The organism is Rhodoferax sp. (assembly GCF_028715765.1).
In the GTDB taxonomy this organism is placed as follows: domain Bacteria; phylum Pseudomonadota; class Gammaproteobacteria; order Burkholderiales; family Burkholderiaceae_C; genus Rhodoferax.
The window spans coordinates 18,693-44,325 of the sequence record NZ_JAQURE010000014.1 but is presented as its reverse complement, the minus strand read 5'-3'; the positions used below and the strand labels follow the sequence as shown (position 1 = coordinate 44,325).

The following is a 25,633-nucleotide window of genomic DNA, read 5'->3' as shown; positions in this document are numbered from 1 at the left end:
AACCTACTCAATGTCACTCAAAGACCAAATCACCGAAGACATGAAAACCGCCATGCGCGCCAAAGACAGTGCACGCCTGGGCACCATCCGACTGCTTCTGGCAGCGGTCAAACAAAAAGAAGTGGATGAACGCGTGGTTGTAAATGATGCCGCACTGATCGCCATCGTAGACAAACTGATCAAGCAACGCAAAGACTCCGTGGCTGCCTACACGCAAGCGCAGCGTATGGATTTGGCTGACGCGGAAAGTGCTGAAATCAAGGTGCTTGAAATTTATTTGCCACAACGGTTAAGCACCGAAGCAATCAAATCAGCAGTTCAAGAGATCGTGAATGCACTTGGTGCCAAAGGCTCAGCAGACATGGGCAAGGTCATGGGTGCTGTGAAAGCTCAACTTGCGGGCAAAGCCGACATGGCTATCGTTTCTGCGGCCGTCAAAGCGGCACTGTCAAGCTGACTGAACTCACCAGCAAGCCTGGCTTGGACATGGTTTCACGGTTTATTCAAACCTGATATCCAAGCTGTTGAGCATGGCCGTTTGCACGACAGCATTCAAAGCACCATCCACCATGGATTGCTCAGACAAAACCCGCATCAATTGATGGCGCTGTAAATGCGCCAGCATGCGCTGCGTCATTGAAGAAGTTTTGCCTTGCGCACTGGTGAACAAAAACATGGTTTTTTGAGGACTGATCCAATTAAGTTGGGTGCGAGTCCATGTGCCATCCACCAGCAACTCCACCCATGCACCCACTACCAAGTGATTGAAGGCGAGTTCATCGCTGAACTGCTCAGACGCGCCACCAGACACTTGAGGAGTCGCTGCCGCCAAACCATCTTCTTCGGGCATAACCATAAAGCCAGAAGCCTTAACCTCAGCTGGCGCTATCCAGTGATCTTGAGACCCTTGCAATGTGCTGACCAAGCCAGAGCGGCTTGAAGGCGCGCTTGATTTTTGCGCAGGCTTAAAAGCCAACTGGTGTTGTTTCATCAACAAGTCAAAAAATGAACTGGTCTTGGTGGATGGGTAATCAATCATCCGCAAACCTTCGCGCAACCCTGAGAGCAAGCGCGGTACCAATCGGGTGAGTTTGTCAATGTGCTTGCGAGTCAATTCAGGCTGAACACTCCACAATAAACTATTGACCAGGTTTTTATACCCACCAGGATCGTCTGCTTGAGAGCGGTCATTAAGCTGCGCACAAGCCATCACCTGCGCCCAGGGTCCAAACAAAAAATCAACCACACTTGGAGGGACATGCTGCAGGTCTTTAATAGACTTCATACCTTCAACCATTTTTGTAGCCAGCAGATTGCGGTCTTCGGCGTATTCCAACACCGCCACCACACTTTCAATGTCATCGGCATGGGCGTGCTGAGTTTCTGCTTCACGCCAAACACTTTGAAGACTTTGTAAGGCCAAATCAAAAGGTTCAGCACTGTCAATGTGCAATGAGGCCAGTGGACTCACAAAGCGCTGAAGTGAAACCAAAAAAGCGTTGAAATGGGGATCCTCTACCGAAGTGAATGCCAAACCACGCTGGGATATTTCTTGCAACAAACACCTGGCGGGGTGATCGCGTTGAATAAAAAACCGTGCATCAACCAAGACCAAGCGCAACAATGCAGGCTCAAGCCTGGCAATCATCTCACGCAGTGGCTCCACCAAACGAGTGTCTTGTACCAAGTTGTCCACCATCAAAGCAACCACCTCCAAACTCAAAGCTTGCGCCACATTTTGGACTTGTGCCATGAGTTGTTCACGCACGGACTGATTGATGGGTGGTTTTTCTGCGTGTACCAGCATCGACCCAGGGCGCTGCGCCATGCGCTGCACCACCGCATCAACCTGTTGCATTTCTTGCAGCGCTTCAAACGCCGCTGGCACGGTGGACTCATAACCAGTATCTATCATGCTATGGATTTTGGAGGCTTCAAATTCACGTTCAAATTGACGCGCAAACGCCTCTTTGGGTGTACTGGGTGCACCTTCAAGCTCACCCGCCATCAGTTTACGGAGTCGCGCCAGCGTCAACACGCGCTCACGGTGCTGAGGGCTCCAAATTTCCCGGTTTTGACGCACTGCACCACGTCTTTTGTCCGTTTTAACTTTTATCGAAGGTTGCACCACGGCTATGGTTACGGCTTGAACACCTTGGATGCGCAGCTGTCCAGCCCATTCGAGGTAGGAAGCACTCAAGGCATCACCCAACGGACTGCAAATATGTTGCCCCCAGGCCATGCGAACCAGCGGTGGCAAACTCAGTTCCAGCATCAAAGACTGCAGCGCCGACACATAAGCCCCAGGGCGCACAGGGTTACGCTCGGCAACCACATGAGCCAGCCCTATCAAGGCACTGACATAGGTGTTGAGTTCTGCCAGTGACGCTTCTGCAATCAACAACACATGCTGAAGCGCACGAGCCATTTCAACCCGCTCTTGAACCTGCGAATCATCCATCAGTTCAAGTTGATCCAAACGCAGGCCTTGAGCCGAAACCACTCCTACTTGCGCATCTGGCACGTCATGATGACGAAAAGCGTATTCAAGCGCTTTGGGATAGCGTTCACACAATTGCACCGCATGCAAATCAAGCAGCTTGACGCTGAGTTCAAGATGATCACGCTCGAGCAAGCCACGCAAGCGCTGCACATCGTTGCGCATGGATTGTCTGGCTTGCAACAAAACCCGTGAAAGCAACGCTGCACCTTGGTGAGCAGCCTGCGCTTGCAGCTCACGCAACAGTGATTGACTTGAACCAGGCAACACAGGAGGACGCACGACCAATGCCGCAGCGCAATTACTTCAACGCTTTGAAACGCATCCGGTGCGGTTTGGCACCCTCTTCGCCTAAACGCTTGCGCTTGTCCGCCTCGTACTCTTGGTAATTGCCATCGAAGAAAGTCCACTGACTGTCGCCCTCGCAGGCCAGAATATGGGTGGCAATGCGGTCTAAAAACCAGCGGTCATGGCTGATCACCATGATGGAGCCAGCAAACTCCAGCAAGGCATCTTCAAGCGCGCGCAAGGTTTCCACGTCCAAGTCGTTAGACGGCTCATCAAGCATCAACACATTGCCGCCGGCAATCAGCGTTTTGGCCAAATGCAAGCGCCCGCGTTCACCACCCGAGAGCGTTCCAACGCGCTTTTGTTGATCTGCACCATTGAAATTAAAGCGCCCACAATAAGCCCGACTGGCCATGGTGAACTTGCCAATGTTGAGCATATCCAAACCACCAGAGACATCTTCCCACACCGTTTTTTCGTTGGACAAGTCGTCTCGGTTTTGATCTACAAAAGCCATTTTGGCAGTAGCACCAATTTTGACCTCACCCGTATCCGGCTGTTGCTGACCGGCAATCATGCGAAACAAGGTGGATTTACCCGCACCATTGGGGCCAATGATGCCCACAATGGCGCCAGCAGGCACTTTGAAGCTCAGGTTATCAATCAACAAACGGTCACCAAAAGACTTGCTGACGTTGACAAACTCAATCACCTCATTGCCTAGACGGTCAGCCACCGGAATGAAGATTTCATTGGTTTCATTGCGCTTTTGGTATTCAAAATCAGACAGCTCTTCAAAGCGTGCCAAACGCGCCTTGCTTTTGGCTTGCCGCGCTTTGGGGTTTTGGCGCGACCATTCCAGCTCCTTTTTCAAGGTTTTGGCACGAGACTCTTCGCCTTTTTGCTCCTGCTCCAAACGCGCCTGCTTTTGCTCCATCCACGAGCTGTAGTTGCCTTTGTAGGGAATACCGGCACCACGATCCAGCTCCAAAATCCATTCTGCTGCGTTATCCAAAAAATAACGGTCGTGGGTAATGGCCACCACGGTGCCCGAGTAGCGTTTTAAAAACTGCTCAAGCCAATCGACCGACTCTGCATCCAAGTGGTTGGTAGGCTCATCAAGCAACAGCATGTCAGGGTGCTCCAGCAACAGTCGGCACAGCGCCACACGCCGTTTCTCCCCTCCAGACAGCACGCCAATGTTGGCATCCCACGCTGGCAAACGCAGCGCATCAGCTGCAATTTCAAGCTGATGTTCTGAATCAGTGCCAGAGGTGGCAATGATGGCCTCAAGCTCTGCTTGCTCTGCCGCCAGTTTGTCAAAGTCGGCATCTTCGTCACCGTAGGCAATGTAGACCTCTTCCAAACGCGCTTTGGCTTGAATCACCTTGCCCATGGCCTCTTCCACGGTTTCACGCACGGTTTTGTCTGGATTGAGCTGAGGCTCTTGAGGCAAATAGCCAATATTGAGCCCAGGCATAGGGATGGCTTCGCCTTCAATTTCTTTGTCCAAACCTGCCATGATCTTGAGCAGCGTGGACTTGCCAGAACCATTGGTACCGAGCACACCAATTTTTGCGCCAGGGAAAAAGCTGAGAGAAATGTCTTTCAGAATATGACGCTTGGGTGGCACGATTTTGCCAACGCGGTTCATTGAAAATACGTATTGAGCCATGATTTGATGCGATCTAACAGTGAGAAAAACCTGATTATCGACGCTGAACTAATGCGCCGCGGCAAGTTGGGGCTCTAAAAACCCAGCTTGTAGGTGTAACTGCCGGGTGGCAAGCTCTGGTTAAAAACCAGCGCACTGCGCCAGGCGTCTAATTTCATAACCTCAGGTTGTGGCAACCCTGATGGCACGGGCAAAACCTGTTTGACATGGGTATTGGCACTGGCATGCGTCACCATAAAGGTCACGCCCTTGACCTGACCCGGCGCTTGCACCACAAATGTGAACTGATCACCCATGAGTTTGCCGTCTTGAAATTGCACCCGCTCGCGCATCCGCCACCAGTTTGCTATTTCGGCACCCGAAGCAGCCCAAACATCTTTGCGGTGCGCTTGCAAGCGTTTCACATAAGGTGGGGTCAGCACCGTCATCAAACCTTGCGGCCCATAGTTTTGTGAGTGCACCGACAACACCCCCAGTGCCCCGGCTTCATGCAGGTAGTCAAAATCGAGCCCAATCAACTCCGAGGCTTTGTCAGTGCTGAGCTTGAGCCCGAGGTAATTCAAATCATCCATTTGGGTGCGCGGAAGCACCACAATGGCTTGGTCTGCCAACAGCGCGGGCTCAGAGCGCGAGAAAAACGGCAACCGCGCCTCACTCGACGCGGGGTCGGCCACATGGTGACGCACCCCCAATTGACGCAGCAAAATTTCAGTGGTGGCATCCCAAGACTCGGTTGGCGCACGAAAACCCGTGACATCTTGCGTGGCACGCGAACCCATGATGTTTTTCATCTCACTGGCCATCAGGTTCAAACGCTCGGCTTGAGCGGCTTCGGTTTTGCCCTTGTAGCCAAAGTGCACTTCACCGTGGTAACCAATTTCATGCTTTTGAGCCAATTGCGCCACGATGTCGCGGTTTTGCAAGGCAATGCTGGTCAAACTGTAAAACGTGCCTTTGATGTCAGCCGAGTCCAGCTCTTTGGCGAAATTGAGTGCATTCTCGAACTTGGCCTCGGTGTCCATTTCAAGCAACTGAGCCGAGGTGTCACCATGTGGCCATGCTGTTTTGGTCACCACCACCTCATGCTGAAGCCAAGCCATGATGCTGTCAAGCAATTTGGGCAAACGAGACCGCTCGTCGTAGTCCCAACTGGCCTCGGAAAACCCAAGGTAGACACGTCGTGAGGCACCTTGTTCGTGAAAAGCCACCGCACCGTTGTTGTTTTTAGGCTTGGGAAAGCGTTGCCAGTTGAAGTAACGCGCGGCCAAGTTAGGCGCTTGTACCCGCAACGGGGTTTCTGCAATTTCACCAAGAAAAATACGCTCACCGGCTGGCAAGCCCCAAGAGATGGGGCCATTGCCAAAGGTGTTGACAAAAAGCTCGTTGTCATCAACCAGTACCTTGCCCACCACTTTCATGTTCAGCAGCGACTCGATGAACCCATAGCCCGTCCAGCGCCCTTTGGCATCACGCGCGCCGGTGCCCCATGTGATCAGCAAACTGCCTCCCGAATTGGCAAAATTTTCAATGGCCTTGCGCTCTTGCGCATCCAGCAACACCGCCGACCCCAGCACCAGCACCCCCGGCTTCAACCCAGCCAGCAGATTCGTTCGCGTGACTTCTTTGAAACTGTTGGTTGATTGGCGCAGATAGGTCTTCCAACGGTCTTTCATAGGTTCGTAAAACGCGTTGTTGGCACTGAAAAACGCCTGGGTCAATGGACTTTCATAAAGATAGACATTGATTAGGGTGGGAGCCGTTGTCGCTTGGGCTTGCAACACAAGACCGCACCACAACAACAGCGCGGCCAACCAGCGCTGCCACTCACACGATGTGCTTTGTCGCTGCATCAAACCTCCTATTTCAGTCGTTGACATTCATTTTTTCTCGGCAACTTCAGGTTGCCACCCATCGTCGAGCAAGCGCAAGGGCGTCAACTTTGGCTTGGTTTGCGCTTGAGACACCACCACCTGCTGCGCCACCAAAACGTCTTCTGCCAGCCAGTTGAACGCTTTGTCTTGTTCCAAAATGCCAGGTGGCGCCATGTAAACCGTCTCAGACACCCCCACGCTACCTTTTTTGCGCGACTGAAAAGTCAACCGCACGGTGTCACGCATGAACACCTCTGTGCGGTCAACCCAAGTCCCCAGGGGTTGCGGCAAAACCACCCCACGAGAAACCGCCAGCACCAAACCCGCACCCATGGCTAACACAAACGACACCACCACCACGACAGCCCAAACACGTGGGGAATGTTGGTGTGCCAGTTTGACCAAGACCGGGTGAGTCAGCATGTAAAAATTTGGGGAGTTGGCTCAAAAGAAGAAGTGTCATTATGCGGGAATACCACGGCTCAACAGCCAGCTGGCACAGTGCACAACCAAACCATGCGACAATCAAAACCGTTGCAGGGCTTCAGTTGCCTGCAATATCAGCACCATGCTGGGAACCCTTTCACACCAAGGTTCCGTTTTTGATCCCATCTGCCTTTGACTGAATTGACGTGAACAACGTCAAACAAGGCCGATGCCCTAGCGCCCTGGATGGGGTGCCTCTCTAAATGAAATTTGAAGAACTCAATTTGGCTCCGGCCATCATCAACGCCGTGCGTGAGCAAGGCTATGAAACCCCCACACCGATTCAGGCTCAAGCCATTCCGCTGATCCTGGCCGGACACGACCTGCTCGGTGGTGCCCAAACCGGCACCGGCAAAACCGCCGCGTTTGTGCTGCCCATGCTCAACAAGCTCAGCACCGAACCCGCCCCTTTAAGCAAGTTTGGCAACATTGCTATTCGCGCCTTGGTGCTCACCCCCACCCGTGAACTCGCCGCGCAGGTTGAAGAATCCGTTCAAACCTACGGCAAATACTTAGCGCTCAGCTCCGCTGCCATCTTTGGTGGTGTCGGCATGAACCCGCAAATCAGCCGCATGAAAAAAGGCGTGGACATCTTGGTGGCCACTCCCGGACGCCTGCTTGATTTGATGCAGCAAGGCATGATGGACCTGAGTCAAGTGCAAATTTTGGTGCTTGACGAAGCTGACCGCATGCTCGACATGGGCTTTATCCATGACGTGAAAAAAGTGCTGGCCGCTGTGCCCAAAGCCAAGCAAAGCCTGCTGTTTTCTGCCACCTTCAGCGATGAAATCCGCGAGCTTGCCGCCACTTTGCTGAAAGACCCCCAAAGTGTACAAGTGACCCCGCGCAACACCACAGTGCAGCGCATCACGCAGCTGATTCACCCGGTCGGTCGCGGCAAAAAGAAAGCCCTGCTGGCGCACATCATCCAAGAAAAAAACTGGAGCCAGGTGCTGGTGTTCACGCGCACCAAGTTTGGTGCCAACAACGTGGCCGAGTTTCTGGAAAAAAACGGCATCACCGCCATGGCGCTGCACGGCAACAAAAGCCAGTCCGCCCGCACGCAAGCGCTGGCTGGTTTCAAAAGTGGCGAGATGCGCGCCCTGGTGGCCACCGACATTGCCGCCCGTGGCATTGACATTGACGAACTGCCGCATGTGGTGAACTACGACATCCCCAACGTCACCGAAGACTATGTGCACCGCATTGGCCGCACGGGGCGCGCTGGCTCTGACGGCACCGCGGTCAATCTGGTGAGCCTGGACGAAGAAGGCTTCATGCAAGCCATTGAGCGCTACACCAAGCAAGATATCCCGGTCGAAATCATTGCCGAGTTCATGCCTGAACCCGGCGAAAAAGCCGAACCCATTGCCATGGGTCGCCAAACCATTTGGGGTGGTGCCGGCAAGCCACCCAGCCGCGACGTGATGCAAGCCGCAGCCAAAGCAGCTCGCACCGAAATGCTGACCCGTGTGCGTGAAAGCAAAGGCCCAGGCGCTGCACGTGGTGCCAACGGTGGCGGCGGTCGCGCCCCAGCCGGTGGCCGTGGCCCTGCTGCAGGTGGACGCAGCGGCGGCAATGGTGGCAATGGCGGGACGAGTGGCCGTGGTCGCACCGGTGGCCGTGGCATGGGCGATGAAGGCCGTTTTGCCGATGCACCCGCTTTTGAAAACAACCGCGGTGGCCGTGAGTTTGAACCGCGCAGCCACTTATCTGCAGCTGAACAAGCCGTGCGCGGCCCAGGCCAGCGCCCGGCACGGGGTTATGGCGGCGGCAACGGTGGCGGCTATGGTGGCGCCCCCAGTGCACCGCCACGCTCAGGTGGCCAGCCCGACCCCATGCGCACCAGCGTGGACATGATGACCGACCGCGGCCCACGCCGCAGCGGTGGTGGCTTTGGCGGTGGCAACCGCTCTGGTGGCGGCGCTGGCTTTGGCGGCGGCCCGGGGCGCAACGGGGGTGGCAACCGCTCCGGCAGCCGTGGCCGCTCAGGCGGTTCAGGCAACGCGCGTTAACCGCACTCAGCCGCGCACAAACAAGGTCACCAGCGGCTGGTCACCCAACTGACGGCTCCAGTGACCATGCACAGTCGCGTCGAACGTCTGCCCCGGTGGCAGCACATCGGCTGAATAAAAATGCTCTCCCGGCTTGAACACCCGGGCGCTGCCGTCTTGCAGACTGATCTCCATCTGCCCCTGCAAAATAAACACCCACTGCGGCTCGCCCGTGCAATGAAAAGTGCTGCGAAAACCCACCGGGCTTTGCCGCAACTGAAATCCGCCAGACGGCATCAGCGCCGACAACGCTGCATCGGGCTTGCCTTCGGTCAAAGGCACAGCATCTTCTCGAAACCGAGCACGGCCATCGGTATCGGTAAACAAAATAACTTGGGTGATTGAGGGCATGGCAGCTCCGGGCAAAATGAAGTGGTTGATTATTTCACCTACCTTCCTTGAGACACATTCCCATGCGAATTCTTCACACCATGCTGCGCGTTGGCAACCTGCAACGATCCATTGATTTTTATACCCAGGTGCTGGGCATGACGCTGCTGCGCACCTCAGACAACCCGGACTACAAGTACACCTTGGCCTTTTTGGGCTATGAAGGGGGTAACCCCGGTCAAGCTGAAATTGAGCTCACCTACAACTGGGGCGTAGACCACTACGACCTGGGCAGCGCCTACGGCCACATCGCCTTGGGTGTGCCAGACGCTTATGCCGCTTGCGAAAAAATCAAGTCCAATGGGGGTCAGGTCACACGCGAGGCAGGGCCAGTCAAAGGCGGCAGCACGGTGATTGCCTTTGTCACCGACCCAGATGGTTACAAGATTGAGCTGATCCAGCGGCCTGAGTAGTTGGCGGTGGTGTGGTTCAGCAGAGTGAGTTTTGGCAACCTGCCTGAGCATCCGCCCGGCCCCAAGTTAATATTACTTCAATAGCTACTCAAGCACTATCCATAAGCTCTAGAGGCCTAAATGCCTTAAATTGATGGTCTCGCTGGCCAAGCGTGTTACGCGGCCCCAGTCACCCTGCTCTGCGGTGCCAGCCGGCACCAGCCAACTGCCACCCACGCACACCACATTTTTCAAAACCAGAAAATCGGGCGCGTTTTGCAGGGTGATGCCGCCGGTGGGGCAAAACTTCACATCAAAAAACGGTCCAGCCCAGGCCTTGAGCATGGCCACACCGCCAGCTTGTACCGCCGGAAAAAACTTCAGCTCGGTGAACCCGTCTTCACACGCTGCCATGATTTCGCCACCGCTGGCCACCCCTGGCAAAAGCGCCAGCCCAACATCGCGGCAGGCCTGCCCCACCGCGTGGGTGTAGCCTGGGCTGACCGCAAAACGTGCGCCAGCGTTGGCAGCGGCTTGCGCGTCTGCCCGGGAGCGCACGGTGCCCGCCCCCACCACCGCTTCGGGCACTTCACGCGCAATGGCTTCAATGCAGGCCAAGGCTTGCGGGGTGCGCAGCGTCACCTCCAGCATGCGAATGCCGCCAGCCAACAGCGCACGCGCCATCGCCACAGCGTGTGCCACGTCGCTGAGCACAATCACCGGAATGACCGGAGCATCTTGCATCACTTGCAAGGCTGTTAAGGGAGTGGATTGGGTCATGTTTTTTCCATTCAGGGGTTAGAGACGGATACGAATCGCAAGGCGAAATGTCCGTGGGTTAAAGCCAGCTGCACGCGCCTTGCTCGGCGCTCAAGGCATTGCGGCGCAGATTGGCAAACAGCTCGCGCCCAGTGCCTGCGCCATTGGCCACACGCAGTGCGTCGGGCATCGGCAAAACGGCTCTGGCTTGCCACTCGTCAGCCGGCACCAGCACCTGCAGCGTGCCTGCGGGGGCATCTAGACGAATCACATCACCGTCGCGCAGCTTGGCCAGTGGGCCACCGTCTGCAGCCTCGGGCGAAACATGAATGGCGGCGGGCACTTTGCCAGACGCACCGCTCATGCGGCCGTCGGTCACCAGCGCCACCCGGTAGCCCTTGCCTTGCAGCACAGCCAGCGGCGGCGTGAGCTTGTGCAACTCGGGCATGCCATTGGCTTGTGGCCCCTGCCAGCGCACCACACAGATCAGGTCACGGTTGAGTTCGTCTGCGGCAAAGGCGGTGTGCAAAGCCTCTTGCGAGTCAAACACCCGGCACGGTGCTTCAATGACATGGCGGTTGTCTGGCACGGCCGAGATTTTGATGACACTGCGCCCCAGGTTGCCAGTCAGCAATTTCAGCCCGCCACTGGTGCTGAACGGCGCACTGGCCGGACGCACCACTGCTTCATCTTTGCTAGCACCTACCGCTTGCCATACAAGCGCTGGAGGCATTTTTAATGCCTCATCAAGCGTAACTGTGGCCACACTGGGGCGTGTTTGCACCTGCGGCACCGCGGTGTATTCACGCAAGCCCCCGGCGCGCACAGTCAACACATCGGGGTGCATGAAGCCAGCGTCCAGCAATTCGCGGATCACAAAGCCCGGCCCGCCTGCGGCTTGGAACTGGTTCACATCGGCACTGCCGTTGGGGTACACGCGGGTCAGCAGCGGCACTACGTCTGACAGCTGCGAGAAATCGTCCCAGTCAATCACCATGCCAGCGGCACGCGCCACCGCCACCCAGTGGATCAGGTGGTTGGTGGAGCCACCGGTGGCCAGCAGCGCCACCATGGCGTTGACGATGCAGCGCTCATCCACCAGCAAGCCAATAGGGGGGCATTTGAAGTCCGCACGACCCAGCACGGTGCGCAAGGCTTCGCGCGTGAGTTCGTCGCGTACAGCGGCACCCGGGTTGATGAACGCGCTGCCCGGCACGTGCAAGCCCATGGCCTCCAGCAGCATTTGGTTGCTGTTGGCCGTGCCATAAAAAGTGCAAGTCCCGGCGCTGTGGTAGGCCTGCGACTCTGCGGCCAACAGCTCTGGCCGACCCACCAAACCCTGGGCGGCTTGCTCGCGCACTTTGGATTTTTCGCCGTTGGACAAGCCGGAGGTCATGGGGCCCGCCGGCACAAACACGGTGGGCAAATGACCAAATTGCAATGCGCCTATCAGCAGCCCTGGCACAATTTTGTCGCACACCCCCAGCATCAGCGCACCGGCAAACACATCGTGGCTCAAGGCCACTGCGGTGGCCATGGCGATCACGTCGCGCGAAAACAGGCTCAACTCCATGCCCGGCGTGCCCTGCGTCACGCCGTCGCACATGGCGGGCACGCCACCGGCCACTTGCACGGTAGCGCCCAAGCGGCGTGCCTCGGCTTTGATCAGGTCAGGGTAATGCTGAAACGGCGCGTGCGCCGAGAGCATGTCGTTGAACGCGGTGACGATGCCAATGTTGGGCGCTTTCTCGGCCACCACCCGCAGTTTGTCATGGGCTGGCAAGGCGGCAAAGGCATGCGCCACATTGGCACAACCCAGCCGTTGGGCGCCGGGTGGGCGCTGCAGCGCGGCGTGCACTTGCGCCAGGTAGGTGCTGCGGGTGGGCTGGCTGCGTTGGCGAATGCGCTCGGTGACTTGCACCACGATGGGGTTGAGTTTCATGTTTGGCATCTTGAGTTGGTAACTAAATTACAGAAACAATGGTAACCGGGTTTAGCGCCGTTTGCCAGGGCTGGCGTTACCAATGGGTTACCAATCGTGAAACCTGCTTCAAAGACCCAAGCGCAGAGGGTGCGCCTCTATACTGATTACATGCAACACATCGCCGACCTTCGCAAAAGTTACGAGCGTGCCGAGCTCAATGAAGACGCCTCGCACGCCAACCCCATGCAGCAATTTGAGCAGTGGCTGTCTGAAGCCATGGCCGCGCAAGTGCCCGAGCCCAATGCCATGACGCTGGCCACCGTGGGCAGCGACCTGCGCCCCAGCACCCGGGTGGTGTTGATCAAGGGGTTTGATGCGCAAGGCATTGTTTGGTACACCAATTACCAAAGCCGCAAAGGGCAAGCGCTGGCGGGCAACCCCTATGCTGCTTTGCAGTTCCACTGGGTCGAGCTCGAACGCGTGGTGCGCATTGAGGGCGTGGTAGAAAAGGTCAGCGACGCCGAGAGCGACGCCTACTTTCACAGCCGCCCACTCGACAGCCGCATTGGCGCCTGGGCCAGCCCGCAAAGCCAAGTCATCTCAGGCCGCGGGGTGCTGGTGGCCAACGCCGCCAAATACGGCGCAAAATTTTTACTGAACCCACCACGCCCACCGCACTGGGGCGGTTACCGCCTGAAACCCGACCATTGGGAATTTTGGCAAGGTCGCAAAAGCCGTTTGCACGACAGGCTGCGCTACAGCCTGCAGAGCCCGCCAGATGTGCCTGAGCAGCTCTGGTTAAGAGAGCGTTTGGCACCCTGAGCGCCGTTCAACTCACTTCACAGCGTTCGGGAAAAACAGCTGTTCACCACCAATTTTGTAGCTGGCAATTACCGCCTGGCCTGCGCTGCCGGTGACCCAGTCGATGAATTTCTGGCCATCAACCGCTTTCACATGCGGGTGTTTGGCGGGGTTGACCAGCATCACACCGTATTGATTGAACAAGCGCTTGTCGCCCTCCACCAGCACTTTCAGCTCGCCACGGTTCTTGAAATTGAGCCATGTGCCACGGTCGGTCAGCACGTAGGCATTGCTGCTGGAGGCCATGTTCAGCGCCGGCCCCATGCCGCAGCCGCAAGACTTGTAGCCGCTGCCCTGTTTGTCAGCCAGATCAGCTATTTTCCAAAAGCGCAACTCGGCAGCATGGGTGCCGCTTTTGTCACCGCGAGAGATGAATGGGCCGTTGGCAGCCGAGATTTTTTTCAAGGCATCAACCACATCCTGGCCTTTGACATGCACCGGGTCAGCGGCGGGGCCTACCACCACGAAGTCGTTGTACATGACCTCCAGACGTTTGACGGCAAAGCCCTCGGCCACCACTTTTTCTTCGGCCACCTTGTCGTGCACAAACAGCACATCCGCATCGCCGCGGCGACCCATGTCAATGGCCTGGCCGGTGCCCAAGGCGACCACTTTCACATCCAAGCCGCTGGCTTTTTTGAATTCGGGCAGCAGCACCGAAAACAAGCCAGACTGCTCGGTAGAGGTGGTCGAAGCCACCACGATGTTTTGCGCTTGAGCCGCTACACCCACGCCCAGCATGACTACTGAAATAGTAGCTGCTTGAGCATATTTCATAAGCGCTAGAGGCCTAAAAAGCTTAAAAGATTTGACGGATTTCATACAAGTTCTCCTTTGACAAAAAAATGGGCCGCCGGGTACTGCTGTTGCAGCAACGGCCCGCTAAAAAAATCTTCCACTGGCAGATCAGCCAACACCCGCCCCTGCTCCAGGTAAATCACCCGGCTGGCCAAGCGCTTGACCTGACCGAGGTTGTGGCTGGCAAACACCAGCGTCATGGCAGCGGGGCCGCAGGCAAATTCTTCGATCAAGGCCTCGACCTCGCGCTTGGCATGGGGGTCCAGGCTGGCGGTGGGCTCGTCCAGCAGCAACACCTGCGGCTGCAAGGCCCAGGCACGCGCCATGGCCACACGCTGCTGCTGGCCACCTGAGAGTTGGCGTGCGTTGCGCAGTGCCTGCGCCTGCATGCCCACCCGAGCCAGCGCCACCACCGCCTCCGCTTTGGCCTGGCGCCAAGGCGTGCCGCGCAGCCACAGCCCCAACGCAATGTTGGTTTGCACCGACATGCGCATCAGATGCGGTTTTTGAAACAGCATGGCCTGGCGCACCTCAGGCGTGCAAAGCAGTTGGCCGCTGGTGGGCGCCATCAGACCGTGCAGCAGGCGCAGCAGCGTGCTTTTGCCGCAGCCATTGGCGCCCACCAGCGCCACCCGCTCACCAGGATGCACCTGCAAAGTCACGTCGGAAAGCGCACACACACCGCGCAGCACTGACCCAAATCGCACGCCGACACCGCGCAAGTCAAAGACCTTGGCGGCAGGGGCGTTGCTCATGCAAAAGCGCGTGGAACTGGCGCTGCCTTGGCAAGGTTGATCAGACCCCGTGGCAACCCAGCCCGCTGAGCGAAAAGTCGGTGCGGTCACAGCGCCATCACCGGTACAGTTTCAGAGGCGGCTTCATGCTGTTCGCGCCAGTGCTTGAGCAGCGCAATCGCCACATTCAGCAGCAGCACCACACTCAGCAAAATCAGCCCCAAGCCGAGCGCCAGCGGCAAGTCGCCCTTGCTGGTTTCCAACGCGATGGCCGTCGTCATGACGCGGGTGAAGCCGTCAATGTTGCCGCCCACAATCATCACCGCCCCCACTTCAGACACGGCGCGGCCAAAGGATGCAATCAGCACCGTGAGCAAGGCATAGCGCTCGTCCCAAGCCAGCAGCAAGCTGCGCATCAACGGCGTGGCACCGAGCGACTGCAACTGCTCGCCGTGCAAGCTTTCAGCGTCTTGCACAGCTTGGCGTGTGAGCGCTGTGACCACTGGCAACACCAACACTGCTTGCGCCAGCACCATGGCCTTGAAGCTGAACAACCAGCCCCAATGCCCCAACGGCCCAGAGCGAGAAAGCAACAAATAAATCACCAAACCCACCACCACCGAAGGCACCGCCAACAAGGTGTTGAGCAGCGTCAGCACCGCGCCACGCCCGGCAAACCGAGCCACGCCCAGCCAGGCCCCCAGCACCAGCCCCAAGCCACAGGCTATTGAACAAGCGGTGGCGCTCACCGCCAGCGAGCGCCCCACAATGGTGAGCAAGCCAGCGTCCATGTTCAAAATAAGAGACAACGCCGTTGTGGCGCTTTCAGAAAATGAAGTCAAGGCAGTGAATTCAGTACAGCAGTCAATGGTGGTGAAACACAGCGGTTCAGCGTCAGTCAATCCAACGGAAATCAAGAAAATTAAGGCAGGTCAATCGCCAACAAGGCGTTTTTACATTTGCGGTATCGTAGTGACTGCTTTAATTCCTGACCATATGAACTGCTGTGCATAGGCTTCAACTCCACTACACCCTCTCGCGCGATGCCAGCCCGGCCTCGGTGCGCAACCCTTTGATTGATTTGCTGCAAGCCGTCAGCAGCCAGGGTTCCATCTCAGGCGGTGCGCGCGCCTTGGGTCTGAGCTACCGACATGTCTGGGGCGAACTCAAGCGCTGGGAGGGCGAGCTGGGCAACGAGCTGCTGGTGTGGGAAAAAGGCCAGTCAGCCCGCCTGACCGACTTTGGTACCAAATTGATGTGGGCCGAGCGCCAAGCGCAGGCAAGGCTGGCGCCGCAAATTGAGGCCTTGCGGGCTGAGCTGGAGCGCAGTTTTGCGCTCGCTTTTGACGACCAGGTGCATGTGCTCACCCTCTACGCCAGCCACGACGAGGCCATTTCAGCCCTGCGCGAAGCAGCGCTTGGCCAGGCTGATGAAGATCACCGCTTGCATCTGGACGTGCGCTTTACAGGCAGCGTGGACGCCATTCGCGCCCTGAACGAAGGCCGCTGTGTGCTGGCTGGTTTTCACACCCTGGAGCCCAGTAGCCGCAAATCCCGCAGCGAGCGCACCTACAAACCGCTGTTGCAACCCGGCTTGCACAAAATCATCGGCTTTGCCCAACGCATACAGGGGCTGATGGTGGCGCCGGGTAACCCGCTGGCCTTGCACAGCTTGGCCGATGTAGCAGTCAAACAGGCGCGTTTCGCCAACCGATCTTTGGGCTCTGGCACACGGGTGGTGCTGGATGAACTGCTGGACTTGGCTGGGCTGGGCTCTGGCAACATTCTTGGTTACGACCACACCGAGCCTTCACACGCCGCCGTGGCGCAGGCCGTGGCCTCCCATCAGTGCGACGCTGGTTTGGGCATTGCGGCAGCGGCGGCTCAAGCGGGGCTGGGTTTTGTGCCGCTGGCGCAGGAGCGCTTTCACCTGGTGTGCCTGAAATCAGCGCTGGATCAACCGGGTGTGAAGCAGCTTTTGGCCTTGCTGCACACCCCACAATGGCAAGCCACGGTAGCCGCCATTCCCGGCTACACCAGCCGGCAAAGCGGCGAGGTGCTGGCCATGCGCAAAGTATTGCCGTGGTGGAGCTTTGCGCAGCCTAAAACCAGCTGAAACCCCAAGGCATGCTTTTACCGTGATCCATAGACGTGGACGCAAAATAATTTCAGTCTTCACCCTAAAATTCTTCAGGTATTGACTGAAGGCGAACCGCTAAACTGCGCAAGCCGTAAGGCTGTCAAGCACCCTTACCGGGGTCGCCTGGCATTCAAATCTAAAGACGGAGACACCATGACCCCTTTGCTCTCGCTGTCCCGGCTGATTGACAAAATCAGCACCGGGATCGGCAAATTCACCATGTGGCTGATTTTGGCCACCACCTTGATCAGCGCAGGCAATGCGCTGGTGCGCAAGATTTTCAACATCGGCTCCAACAGCCTGCTTGAGATTCAGTGGTATCTGTTTGCCGCTGTGTTTTTGTTGGGCGCAGGCTACGGCTTTTTGCGCAACTCGCACGTGCGCATTGACTTTTTGTCCACCAAAATGTCGGCTAACGCGCGTAACTGGGTTGACATCTTGGGTATCGTGGGGGTGCTGGTGCCGTTTTGCTCCATCAGTATTGCGCTGGGCTGGCCGTTCTTTTTACAGGCATACCAAAGTGGCGAAATGTCTCAAAACGCCGGTGGCCTGATTCGCTGGCCCGCTTATTTGCTCATTCCCACCGGTTTTGCACTGCTTTTGATGCAATCGGTGTCAGAGCTGATCAAACGTGTGGCGTTCTTGCGTGGCGCAGGGCCTGACGTGCTCAGTGGTGAAGATGCCAAGTCTGATGACCAGAAAGCAGCCGAGGCGCTTGAAGCCAAGCTGGCTCAAGAACTCGCAGGAGTCAAATAAATGGAAACTTCTTTCTTGGCACAGCAATTTGTGCCCTTGATGTTCATCGCATTATTTACGGTGCTGCTGACCGGTTTTCCGGTGGCTTTTGGTTTGGCTGCCACGGGGTTGGGGCTGGGCTTTGTCGGCATCGAGGCTGGTATTTTTCCGGCGGCCATGTTCCAGGCCTTGCCACTGCGCATTTTTGGCATCATGCAAAACGACACCTTGCTGGCCATTCCGTTTTTCACCTTCATGGGCATCATTTTGGAGCGCTCTGGCATGGCCGAAGACCTGCTTGAAACGGTGGGTCAAGTGTTTGGGCCGGTGCGCGGTGGTGTGGCCATTGCAGTGATTTTGGTCGGTGCCTTGCTGGCGGCGACGACTGGCGTGGTGGCTGCGGCGGTGATCTCAATGGGTTTGATCTCTTTGCCTGTGATGCTGCGCTACGGTTACAACCGTTCACTGGCCACCGGCACAATCACCGCATCTGGCACGCTGGCGCAAGCCATTCCGCCATCTTTGGTGTTGATTGTGCTAGCCGATCAGCTAGGCCGCTCGGTAGGTGACATGTATTCAGGCGCATTGGTGCCCGGGTTGCTGACAGTAGGCTTGTACCTGTCATTTGTGATTTTGGTCGCTATTTTTAAGCCCGACTGGGCTCCCGCATTACCACCCGAAGCCTTGCTTTACAAAGAAGACAACGGCAAATCCGGCCACCGGTCTCTGCTTGTTTTGTTGCTGGTGTGCATTGGCGTGGGTTACACATGGGCACAGGTCCATGACGGTTTGATGACGCAATGGCTGGAGCGCGCCACCAAGTCCCCTGGGGATGAAATTGTGATCATGTCGCTGACCTTGGCCTCTTTGACCGGGCTGGTCTTGGCGATCATCAACCGGGTGTCACGCATGGGCCTGCTGTCACGTCTGGCTGAGCAAGTCACGTTTGTGCTGATGCCGCCGCTGATTTTGATCTTTTTGGTGCTGGGTACGATCTTTTTGGGCGTGGCTACACCCACTGAAGGTGGCGCCATGGGTGCGCTGGGTGCCTTGATCTTGGCCAAAGGCAAGGGCCGCTTGAAGATGTCCATCCTGACACAAGCGCTGGAAAACACCGCCAAGCTGGCCAGCTTTGTGCTGTTCATCTTGATTGGCTCCACCGTGTTCAGCTTCACCTTCAACGCGGCAGACGGCCATATTTGGGTGGAACACCTGTTCAAAGACATGCCCGGTGGCGGCTGGGGCTTTTTGATTGTGGTGAACATTTTGGTGTTCATCTTGGGCATGTTCATCGACTTCTTCGAGATTGCATTCATTGTGCTGCCGCTGCTGGCACCCGTGGCCGAGAAAATCTTGCCTGGGCTCATTCCGGGCATGACACCAGACCAAGCCATGATCTGGTTTGGCGTGATTGTGGCTTTGAACCTGCAAACCTCGTTTTTGACTCCCCCATTTGGTTTCGCCCTGTTTTACCTGCGCAGCGTGGCGGCCAAGTTTGACTACAAAGACCGCGTCACGGGTCAAACCATTGCCGCAGTAAAAACCGTTGAAATTTACAAAGGTGCATTTGTTTTCATTATTCTTCAACTGGTCATGGTGGTCTCCGTCATGGTGTTCCCGAACCTGGTGACGGGGGGCATTGAGAAGGTGGAAACCCTCAGCGCAGATCAGATCATGGAACAAATGCAAATGTCGACTGGTGACACGCCTGCAGACGCGCCTGCAGACGCCGCCTCGGGTGCCGATGGCGCGGCTCCTTCCGACGTCAACCCAGCGCCTACCGATGCCAAGACTGAAGAAGACCCGATGAAAGACCTGATGGATGCGGTCAAAAAAGACCAGGGCAAGTAATCAACGCCTCTGAATGCATGGCTGATACAAGAAAGGGCTCGATGAGCCCTTTTTTCATGGGTGCTTGTAGCCTAAGGGTAGCCCCCATCCCTGCCTTCCCCCAGAGGAGGAAGGAGCTAAACCCATCCACTCATGCGCCATTCTTGTCCTCATCAGCGCAGCCAAGCGAGATGATGAAATGGTCAACCCCATCGGAAAGATGCAGGAACAAAAAAACCCGCCGAAGCGGGTTTTTGTCTGCGTGCTGAAAGCCCAGCTTACAGTTTTTGTGACTGCATGAAGCTGTCAAACTTGGCCTCGGTGAAGCGGAACCACAGGTTGGATTCGCGACGGAAAGCTGAGTAGTCGTCGTAAATTTTCTTCCAGGCTGGATTGGTGTCGTTGAGTTCTTTGTAGACCTCTTGAGCTGCTTTGAAGGCAGCGCCCAACACGTCGTTGGGGAAGGGGCGCAACTTCACGCCTTGACCCACCAATGTTTTCAGTGCTGCGGGGTTCTTAGCATCGTATTTGGCTTGCATCTCAGTATGGGCAAAGGCTGCCGCACATTCCACAATGGCTTTGTATTCAGCTGACAAGCCTTCATAGGCTTTTTGGTTGACATACAACGACAGTTGTGGGCCACCTTCCCACCAGCCAGGATAGTAGTAAAACGGTGCTACTTTGTTGAAGCCCAGCTTCAAGTCGTCATAAGGCCCCACCCATTCGGCGGCATCAATGGTGCCTTTTTCAAGCGCGGTGTAGATTTCGCCGCCAGGAATGTTTTGGGGCACAGTGCCCAATTTGGCCAGCACCTTGCCACCAAAACCGCCCACACGGAATTTCAGGCCGTTGAGGTCAGCCACCGACTTGATTTCTTTGCGGTACCAGCCGCCCATTTGAGCGCCTGTGTTGCCCATGGGGAAGTTCACGATACCCACTTTGGCGTAGAACTCACGGGTCAGCTTCAAACCGTTGCCTTGGTACATCCAGGCGGTCATTTGGCGGCTGTTCAAGCCAAACGGAATGGCGCAATCCAAGGCAAACGTTGGGTCTTTGCCAAAAAAGTAGTAAGGCGCAGTGTGTGCCATTTCAACCGTGCCGTTAGAGGCGCCGTCAAGCACCCCCCCCCGCAGGCATCAACTCGCCACCGGCATGCACCGTGATGGTGAACTTGCCACCCGAGAGCTCGCCCACTTTTTTGGCAAATGTCTCGGCAGCACCGTAAATGGTGTCAAGGGCTTTGGGAAAGCTTGAAGCCAAGCGCCAGCGAATTTCACTTCCAGTAGAAACAGCTGGTGCAACTGGTGCTGCAGGCGCGACAGGCGTCGCATCTTCTTTTTTACCACAGGCTGCTAACCCAGCTGCCAACACGCTGGCTATGCCTGCGCCTTTAACGACGGAACGACGATCCATTGATTTACTCCTGTTGTGAATAAGGTGCTCAGCACATCGGTAGAGGTGCTGATGACTGTTCAGAGTCACAGCGCATTCTATAAACAGGCCTTAAGCGTCTGCTACGGGTTTTCCCTTGAACACGCGTCACAGTTTTTCAAGCGTTGGCCAAAATAATTTCAAAGCGTGCACGCACTGCCGCTTCAATGCCCGCAGCATCCAGCCCCTGCATGGCCAGCAGCCGAGCGGGGTCGCCATGTTCAATGAACACATCAGGCAAGCCCAGCTGCAGCACCGGTTTGCACACCCCAGCCTGCGCCAGCGCTTCCAGCACGGCGCTGCCCGCACCGCCCATCACGCAGCCCTCTTCCAAAGTGACCAAGGCCTCATGGCTGGCCGCCACTTGCAGCAGCAGTGCCACGTCCAGCGGTTTAACCCAACGCATGTTGACCACGGTGGCATTCAAACTTTCAGCCGCCTTGAGTGCAGGTGTCAGCAGCGTGCCAAACACCAGCATCGCCACGCGCGCCCCGGTGCGGCGGATCTCGCCCTTGCCAAAAGGCAAAGCGTCAAGGGTGCAAGTGGCCTGCACGCCAGCCCCGGCGCCGCGGGGGTAACGCACCGCCACGGGCGTGGGCTGCGCGTAGGCAGTGCTGAGCAACTGGCGGCACTCGTTTTCATCGGCTGGGCAAGCCACGCTGAGGTTGGGAATGCAGCGCAAATAAGCCATGTCATAAGCGCCCGCGTGGGTGGCACCGTCGGCACCCACCAAGCCGGCGCGGTCGAGTGCAAACACCACCGGCAGGTTTTGAATGGCCACGTCGTGAATCAATTGGTCGTAGGCACGCTGCAAAAATGTGGAGTAAATAGCCACCACTGGTTTCAGGCCTTCACAGGCCAAACCGGCGGCAAAGGTCACAGCGTGTTGCTCGGCAATGCCCACGTCAAAAAACCGCTTGGGAAAGCGTTTTTCAAACTCCACCATGCCAGAGCCTTCACGCATGGCCGGTGTGATGGCCACCAGCCGGTCGTCAGCCGCAGCCATGTCGCACAGCCAGTCGCCAAACACCTGGGTGAAAGTGGGTTTGGTGGGTGTGCTGCTGGTTTGCAAGCCCACCGCCGGGTCAAATTTACCTGGCCCATGGTAGGCCACGGGGTCGGCTTCGGCCAGCTTGTAGCCCTGGCCTTTCTTGGTGACCACGTGCAAAAACTGCGGGCCTTTGAGCTGTTTGATGTTGTCAAGCACGGCCACCAGGGTGTCGACATCATGGCCATCAATGGGGCCGACGTAATTGAAGCCAAATTTTTCAAACAAGGTGATGGGTTTGACCATGCCTTTGGCAGATTCTTCAAAGCGTTTGGCCAGCTCCCACAAGGGCGGCGCACCCTTGAGCACGGTTTTGCCGGCATTTTTGGCAGCGGCGTAAAACTGCCCGCTCATCAGCTTGGCCAAATAGCGGTTCAGTGCACCCACCGGCGGGCTGATCGACATGTCGTTGTCGTTCAAAATCACCAGCAAATTGCAGTCTGACACGCCAGCGTTGTTCATGGCTTCAAAGGCCATGCCAGCGGTCATGGCACCGTCTCCGATCACCGCAATGGCGTGGCGCTCTTCGCCTTTGAGCTGACTGGCCAGCGCCATGCCCAAGGCGGCTGAAATCGAGGTGCTGGAATGCGCCGTGCCAAAGGCATCAAACTCGCTCTCAGCGCGCTGCGGGAACCCGCTCAAGCCGCCCAACTGACGCAAACTGGCCATGCGCTCGCGCCGCCCGGTGAGGATTTTGTGCGGGTAGGTTTGGTGCCCCACGTCCCACACCACCCGGTCGTGCGGTGTGTTGAACACATAGTGCAGTGCCACGGTGAGCTCGACCATTCCCAGGTTGGAGCTCAAATGACCACCGGTTTTGGACACACTCTCCAGCAAATAGGCACGCAGCTCGGTGGCCAAATGGCTCAGCTGCTCACGCGGCAGTTGCCGCAATTCAAAGGGCGAGTGAATGGTGGACAACAGGGTGTAGGGAGAATGGGTCAACATATGCTCTTTTTTTAATAGCTATCTACGCTTTATTCATAAGCGCTAGAGACCTATTTAACTGATAATTTTATTCACACCCGATCAGTGCGTACGATGCACCACCAGGTCAGCCAGCCCACGCAACATGCGCGTGTCTTTCAACTGGCTCTCGGCCAAGGCCTGCAACGCTTGGCGGTGCAGTGTCTGAGCGTAAGCACGGGCTGCTTCCAGCCCCATCAGCGACACATAGGTGGGTTTGTCTTGCTCGGCATCTTTGCCAGCGGTTTTGCCCAAGGTGCTGGAGTCGGCAGTGACATCCAAAATATCATCCACCACCTGAAACGCCAGCCCAATAGCAGCACCAAAGCGCTGCAAGGCTTGACGGGTGGCCGGCAAGGGCTCTGCACAGGCAGCCCCCATCATGACACTGGCTCGCAACAATGCGCCAGTTTTGAGGCGGTGCATTTCACACAGCTGCTCTTGCGTCAAGTGCAGCCCGACACTGGCCAAGTCAATGGCTTGGCCGCCCGCCATGCCAGCACAGCCAGCAGCACGTGCCAACAAGCGGCACAGTTTGGCTTGGGTGGCTGGGGCGGGGATGAGGTGAGCAGCGGAGGAGCCATGGGCATCGCTCTGCGGGGTGAGCAGCTCAAACGCCAGCGCTTGCAGCGCGTCACCCGCCAGCAGCGCCACCGCTTCGCCATATTGCACATGCACGGTGGGTTTGCCACGGCGCAGCACGTCGTTGTCCATGCACGGCATGTCGTCATGCACCAGCGAATAAGCGTGGATCAGCTCCACCGCACAGGCCGCGCGCAAGGCGGCCGTTTGCATGGCAGAGGTCAGTGTGTCTGAGTCAGCCGCACCGCGCCGGGCAATCTCTTCGTCACATTCTTCTGTGGGCAAATAATCATGTGCCAAGCCACTGTAGACGGCTTCAAAAGCAGCCAGCACCAGCAGTGGGCGCAAGCGCTTGCCACCGTCGAGCACGGCATAGCGCATGGCAGCCATCAGGTCAGCGGGGGCGTGGTGCTCCAGGTCGGCACTGGCGTCCACGCTGACCCACTGTGACAAGGCTTGTTCAACGCGAGCCAACTGGCGGTTGGTCCAGGCCGACACATCCAGCGCTTCAAGGGGGGTTATTCGGGTGTCCATGTTTTGAGGGTGCTGCCATCGAGCACTTTGACTTGGTTTTCAACCGCTTGCAGGCGATCACGACAAAAATTCAGCAACTCTGCACCGCGCTGGTATTGGCTCAACAGCTGCTCCAAGGGCATGTCGCCAGACTCTAGTTTGGCCACCAGTTGTTCCAGCTCTTGCAAAGCCGCTTCGTAGCTGGGCGGCGCGGCGCTGTGTTTGGAGGCAGTAGCCATGGGTCAAAGTTCTCCCTGAATCAAAACGACGATTTTAGAGTCTGCCAGCCAAGCTCTACAATCAAAGCCTTGCAGCTCTCAAGGTAGCTGCTCACCAAGCCCCTCTTTGAGGGGTTTTTCGCATTTTAGAAAGACCGAGTTGTGCAAACACTGTGCAAAACACTCCCACGCCCCAGCCATGGTGCAAGCGCGCCGCGCAGCACCGCCCACATCAACCCGCTCACAACACCTCAGCCACCGGCGCTGCTGTCGCAGATGAATGTGCTGCCACTACAGCCACTACAGCCACTGTCGCCACAACTGCCTCAACTGCCTCAACTGCCGGTAGCGGCCTATTTTGACCAGTCGCTCTACCAGCGCGAGCTGCTGCAGCTGTTTCACAACGGCCCGCGCTTTGTGGGGCACGCCGCCAGTGTGCCCCACCTGGGCGACTACGCCACGCTGGCGCACGAGGGCGAAGGCCGCGCCTTGGTGCGCACCGCCCAGGGCATTGAGCTGATCTCCAACGTGTGTCGACACCGCCAGGCGCTGATGCTCAAAGGCCGTGGCAACCTGGCCGCCACGGGTGGCAACGTGGTGTGCCCAATTCACCGCTGGACCTACAGCGCAGGCAATTCGGCTCTGCAGCCACCGGCTGGGCAACTGCTGGGGGCGCCGCACTTTGCCCAAGACCCCTGCCTGAACCTCGCCCGCACACCGCTGCGCGAGTGGAATGGCCTGCTGTTTGAAGACAACGGCCGCGACATAGCCGCAGATTTGAGCGCCATGCAAGAGCGCACGGCGCTGGATTTTTCAGGCTTTGTGCTTGACAAGGTGGAACTGCACACCTGCAACTACAACTGGAAAACCTTCATTGAGGTGTATCTGGAGGACTACCACGTGGGTCCGTTTCACCCAGGTTTGGGGCATTTTGTGACCTGTGACGACTTGCGCTGGCAGTTTGGCGCGCAGTTTTCGGTGCAAACCGTGGGGGTGTCCAAGGCCTTTGGCCAACCGGGCTCCAAGGTGTACCAGCGCTGGCACGAGGCGCTGCTGGCCTACCGCGCCGGCCAACCCCCAGAGCGTGGTGCCATTTGGCTGACCTACTACCCGCACATCATGGTGGAGTGGTACCCGCATGTGCTGACCGTGTCGACCCTGCACCCCATGGGGCCCGACAAAACCCTCAACCAAGTGGCATTTTTCTACCCCGAGGAAATCCATGCCTTTGAGCGTGAGTTTGTTGAAGCCCAGCAAGCCGCCTACATGGAAACCTGCCTGGAAGACGACGAGATTGGCGAACGCATGGACGCCGGGCGCCGGGCTCTCATGCAGCGCGGCGACAGCGAAGTGGGTCCCTACCAAAGCCCCATGGAAGATGGCATGCGCCACTTTCATCAGTGGTATCGGCGCGAGATGGGTGCGACGGTCGCTTAAA

General features: G+C 57.2%; 21 protein-coding genes and 1 pseudogene. 8 read left to right on the top strand and 14 right to left on the bottom strand.

Annotation, left to right across the window (positions count from 1 at the left end; genetic code table 11):
- Nucleotides 1-10 precede the first annotated feature (10 nt).
- Nucleotides 11-457: a GatB/YqeY domain-containing protein gene (locus tag PHT20_RS06970; RefSeq protein ID WP_300085201.1), complete on the top strand. Its 447-nt coding sequence runs from the start codon at nucleotides 11-13 to the stop codon at nucleotides 455-457.
- Between the two features lie 42 nt (nucleotides 458-499).
- Here PHT20_RS06970 and PHT20_RS06965 read toward each other — a convergent pair whose 3' ends face one another.
- The 4 genes from PHT20_RS06965 to PHT20_RS06950 form a co-directional block, all read right to left on the bottom strand.
- Nucleotides 500-2,782: a DUF1631 family protein gene (locus PHT20_RS06965; RefSeq protein ID WP_301019965.1), complete on the bottom strand. Its 2,283-nt coding sequence runs from the start codon at nucleotides 2,780-2,782 to the stop codon at nucleotides 500-502.
- Nucleotides 2,783-2,801: 19 nt separating this feature from the next.
- A complete protein-coding gene (gene ettA, locus PHT20_RS06960) occupies nucleotides 2,802-4,463 on the bottom strand; it encodes an energy-dependent translational throttle protein EttA (protein WP_300085197.1) in 1,662 nt (553 codons plus the stop codon).
- A 74-nt stretch (nucleotides 4,464-4,537) separates the two neighbouring features.
- Entirely contained in the window at nucleotides 4,538-6,340 is a 1,803-nt protein-coding gene (locus tag PHT20_RS06955; RefSeq protein WP_301019964.1) for a polysaccharide deacetylase family protein, read from the bottom strand.
- The gene (locus tag PHT20_RS06950; protein ID WP_301019963.1) at nucleotides 6,341-6,757 is read right to left on the bottom strand and encodes a hypothetical protein; all 417 of its coding nucleotides are present in this window, start codon (nucleotides 6,755-6,757) and stop codon (nucleotides 6,341-6,343) included.
- A 266-nt stretch (nucleotides 6,758-7,023) separates the two neighbouring features.
- Here PHT20_RS06950 and PHT20_RS06945 point away from each other — a divergent pair, with 266 nt between their 5' ends.
- On the top strand, nucleotides 7,024-8,835 hold the full coding sequence (locus PHT20_RS06945; RefSeq protein ID WP_301019962.1) for a DEAD/DEAH box helicase: 1,812 nt from the start codon (nucleotides 7,024-7,026) through the stop codon (nucleotides 8,833-8,835).
- Between the two features lie 6 nt (nucleotides 8,836-8,841).
- Here the strand turns inward: PHT20_RS06945 and PHT20_RS06940 are convergent, their stop codons facing one another.
- Nucleotides 8,842-9,225, bottom strand: a complete 384-nt coding sequence (locus PHT20_RS06940) for a hypothetical protein (RefSeq protein ID WP_301019961.1) — start codon at nucleotides 9,223-9,225, stop codon at nucleotides 8,842-8,844.
- 62 nt (nucleotides 9,226-9,287) lie between these two features.
- On the opposite strand from PHT20_RS06940, the gene gloA reads away from it, so the two are divergent.
- Nucleotides 9,288-9,677, top strand: coding sequence for a lactoylglutathione lyase (gene gloA / locus PHT20_RS06935; protein ID WP_300085187.1), 390 nt, complete (start codon nucleotides 9,288-9,290; stop codon nucleotides 9,675-9,677).
- 108 nt (nucleotides 9,678-9,785) lie between these two features.
- Here gloA and eda read toward each other — a convergent pair whose 3' ends face one another.
- Both eda and edd read right to left on the bottom strand, forming a co-directional pair.
- On the bottom strand, nucleotides 9,786-10,436 hold the full coding sequence (gene eda / locus PHT20_RS06930) for a bifunctional 4-hydroxy-2-oxoglutarate aldolase/2-dehydro-3-deoxy-phosphogluconate aldolase (RefSeq protein WP_300085185.1): 651 nt from the start codon (nucleotides 10,434-10,436) through the stop codon (nucleotides 9,786-9,788).
- Between the two features lie 58 nt (nucleotides 10,437-10,494).
- Nucleotides 10,495-12,357, bottom strand: a complete 1,863-nt coding sequence (edd, locus tag PHT20_RS06925) for a phosphogluconate dehydratase (protein ID WP_301019960.1) — start codon at nucleotides 12,355-12,357, stop codon at nucleotides 10,495-10,497.
- A gap of 150 nt (nucleotides 12,358-12,507) precedes the next feature.
- Between edd and pdxH the strand changes: the two genes are divergently transcribed.
- A complete protein-coding gene (pdxH, locus tag PHT20_RS06920) occupies nucleotides 12,508-13,161 on the top strand; it encodes a pyridoxamine 5'-phosphate oxidase (protein WP_300085181.1) in 654 nt (217 codons plus the stop codon).
- A gap of 12 nt (nucleotides 13,162-13,173) precedes the next feature.
- On the opposite strand, the gene PHT20_RS06915 is transcribed toward pdxH, so the two are convergent.
- The 3 genes from PHT20_RS06915 to PHT20_RS06905 form a co-directional block, all read right to left on the bottom strand.
- On the bottom strand, nucleotides 13,174-13,977 hold the full coding sequence (locus tag PHT20_RS06915) for an extracellular solute-binding protein (protein ID WP_300085177.1): 804 nt from the start codon (nucleotides 13,975-13,977) through the stop codon (nucleotides 13,174-13,176).
- 41 nt (nucleotides 13,978-14,018) lie between these two features.
- Entirely contained in the window at nucleotides 14,019-14,753 is a 735-nt protein-coding gene (locus PHT20_RS06910) for a phosphate ABC transporter ATP-binding protein (RefSeq protein ID WP_301019959.1), read from the bottom strand.
- 86 nt (nucleotides 14,754-14,839) lie between these two features.
- The gene (locus tag PHT20_RS06905; RefSeq protein WP_301019958.1) at nucleotides 14,840-15,574 is read right to left on the bottom strand and encodes an ABC transporter permease; all 735 of its coding nucleotides are present in this window, start codon (nucleotides 15,572-15,574) and stop codon (nucleotides 14,840-14,842) included.
- Between the two features lie 164 nt (nucleotides 15,575-15,738).
- On the opposite strand from PHT20_RS06905, the gene PHT20_RS06900 reads away from it, so the two are divergent.
- The 3 genes from PHT20_RS06900 (at nucleotide 15,739) to PHT20_RS06890 (ending at nucleotide 19,458) form a co-directional block, all read left to right on the top strand.
- Nucleotides 15,739-16,848 carry a substrate-binding domain-containing protein gene (locus PHT20_RS06900; protein WP_301019957.1) on the top strand — a complete coding sequence of 370 codons (1,110 nt, stop codon included), beginning with the start codon at nucleotides 15,739-15,741 and terminating at the stop codon, nucleotides 16,846-16,848.
- 177 nt (nucleotides 16,849-17,025) lie between these two features.
- Entirely contained in the window at nucleotides 17,026-17,628 is a 603-nt protein-coding gene (locus PHT20_RS06895; RefSeq protein ID WP_301019956.1) for a TRAP transporter small permease subunit, read from the top strand.
- A complete protein-coding gene (locus PHT20_RS06890; protein WP_301019955.1) occupies nucleotides 17,629-19,458 on the top strand; it encodes a TRAP transporter large permease subunit in 1,830 nt (609 codons plus the stop codon).
- A gap of 257 nt (nucleotides 19,459-19,715) precedes the next feature.
- Here PHT20_RS06890 and PHT20_RS06885 read toward each other — a convergent pair.
- From PHT20_RS06885 to PHT20_RS06870, 4 genes and pseudogenes are all read right to left on the bottom strand, one after another.
- A pseudogene (locus PHT20_RS06885) lies at nucleotides 19,716-20,850 on the bottom strand (TRAP transporter substrate-binding protein).
- Between the two features lie 136 nt (nucleotides 20,851-20,986).
- Nucleotides 20,987-22,864, bottom strand: a complete 1,878-nt coding sequence (dxs, locus tag PHT20_RS06880) for a 1-deoxy-D-xylulose-5-phosphate synthase (RefSeq protein WP_300085804.1) — start codon at nucleotides 22,862-22,864, stop codon at nucleotides 20,987-20,989.
- 81 nt (nucleotides 22,865-22,945) lie between these two features.
- Nucleotides 22,946-23,998, bottom strand: coding sequence for a polyprenyl synthetase family protein (locus PHT20_RS06875; protein ID WP_301019954.1), 1,053 nt, complete (start codon nucleotides 23,996-23,998; stop codon nucleotides 22,946-22,948).
- Entirely contained in the window at nucleotides 23,983-24,216 is a 234-nt protein-coding gene (locus tag PHT20_RS06870) for an exodeoxyribonuclease VII small subunit (RefSeq protein ID WP_300085799.1), read from the bottom strand. The genes PHT20_RS06875 and PHT20_RS06870 overlap by 16 nt, the downstream gene beginning before the upstream one ends.
- A 255-nt stretch (nucleotides 24,217-24,471) precedes the next feature.
- Here PHT20_RS06870 and PHT20_RS06865 point away from each other — a divergent pair, with 255 nt between their 5' ends.
- A complete protein-coding gene (locus tag PHT20_RS06865) occupies nucleotides 24,472-25,632 on the top strand; it encodes an aromatic ring-hydroxylating dioxygenase subunit alpha (protein WP_301019973.1) in 1,161 nt (386 codons plus the stop codon).
- The last annotated feature ends 1 nt before the right edge of the window (nucleotide 25,633 follow it).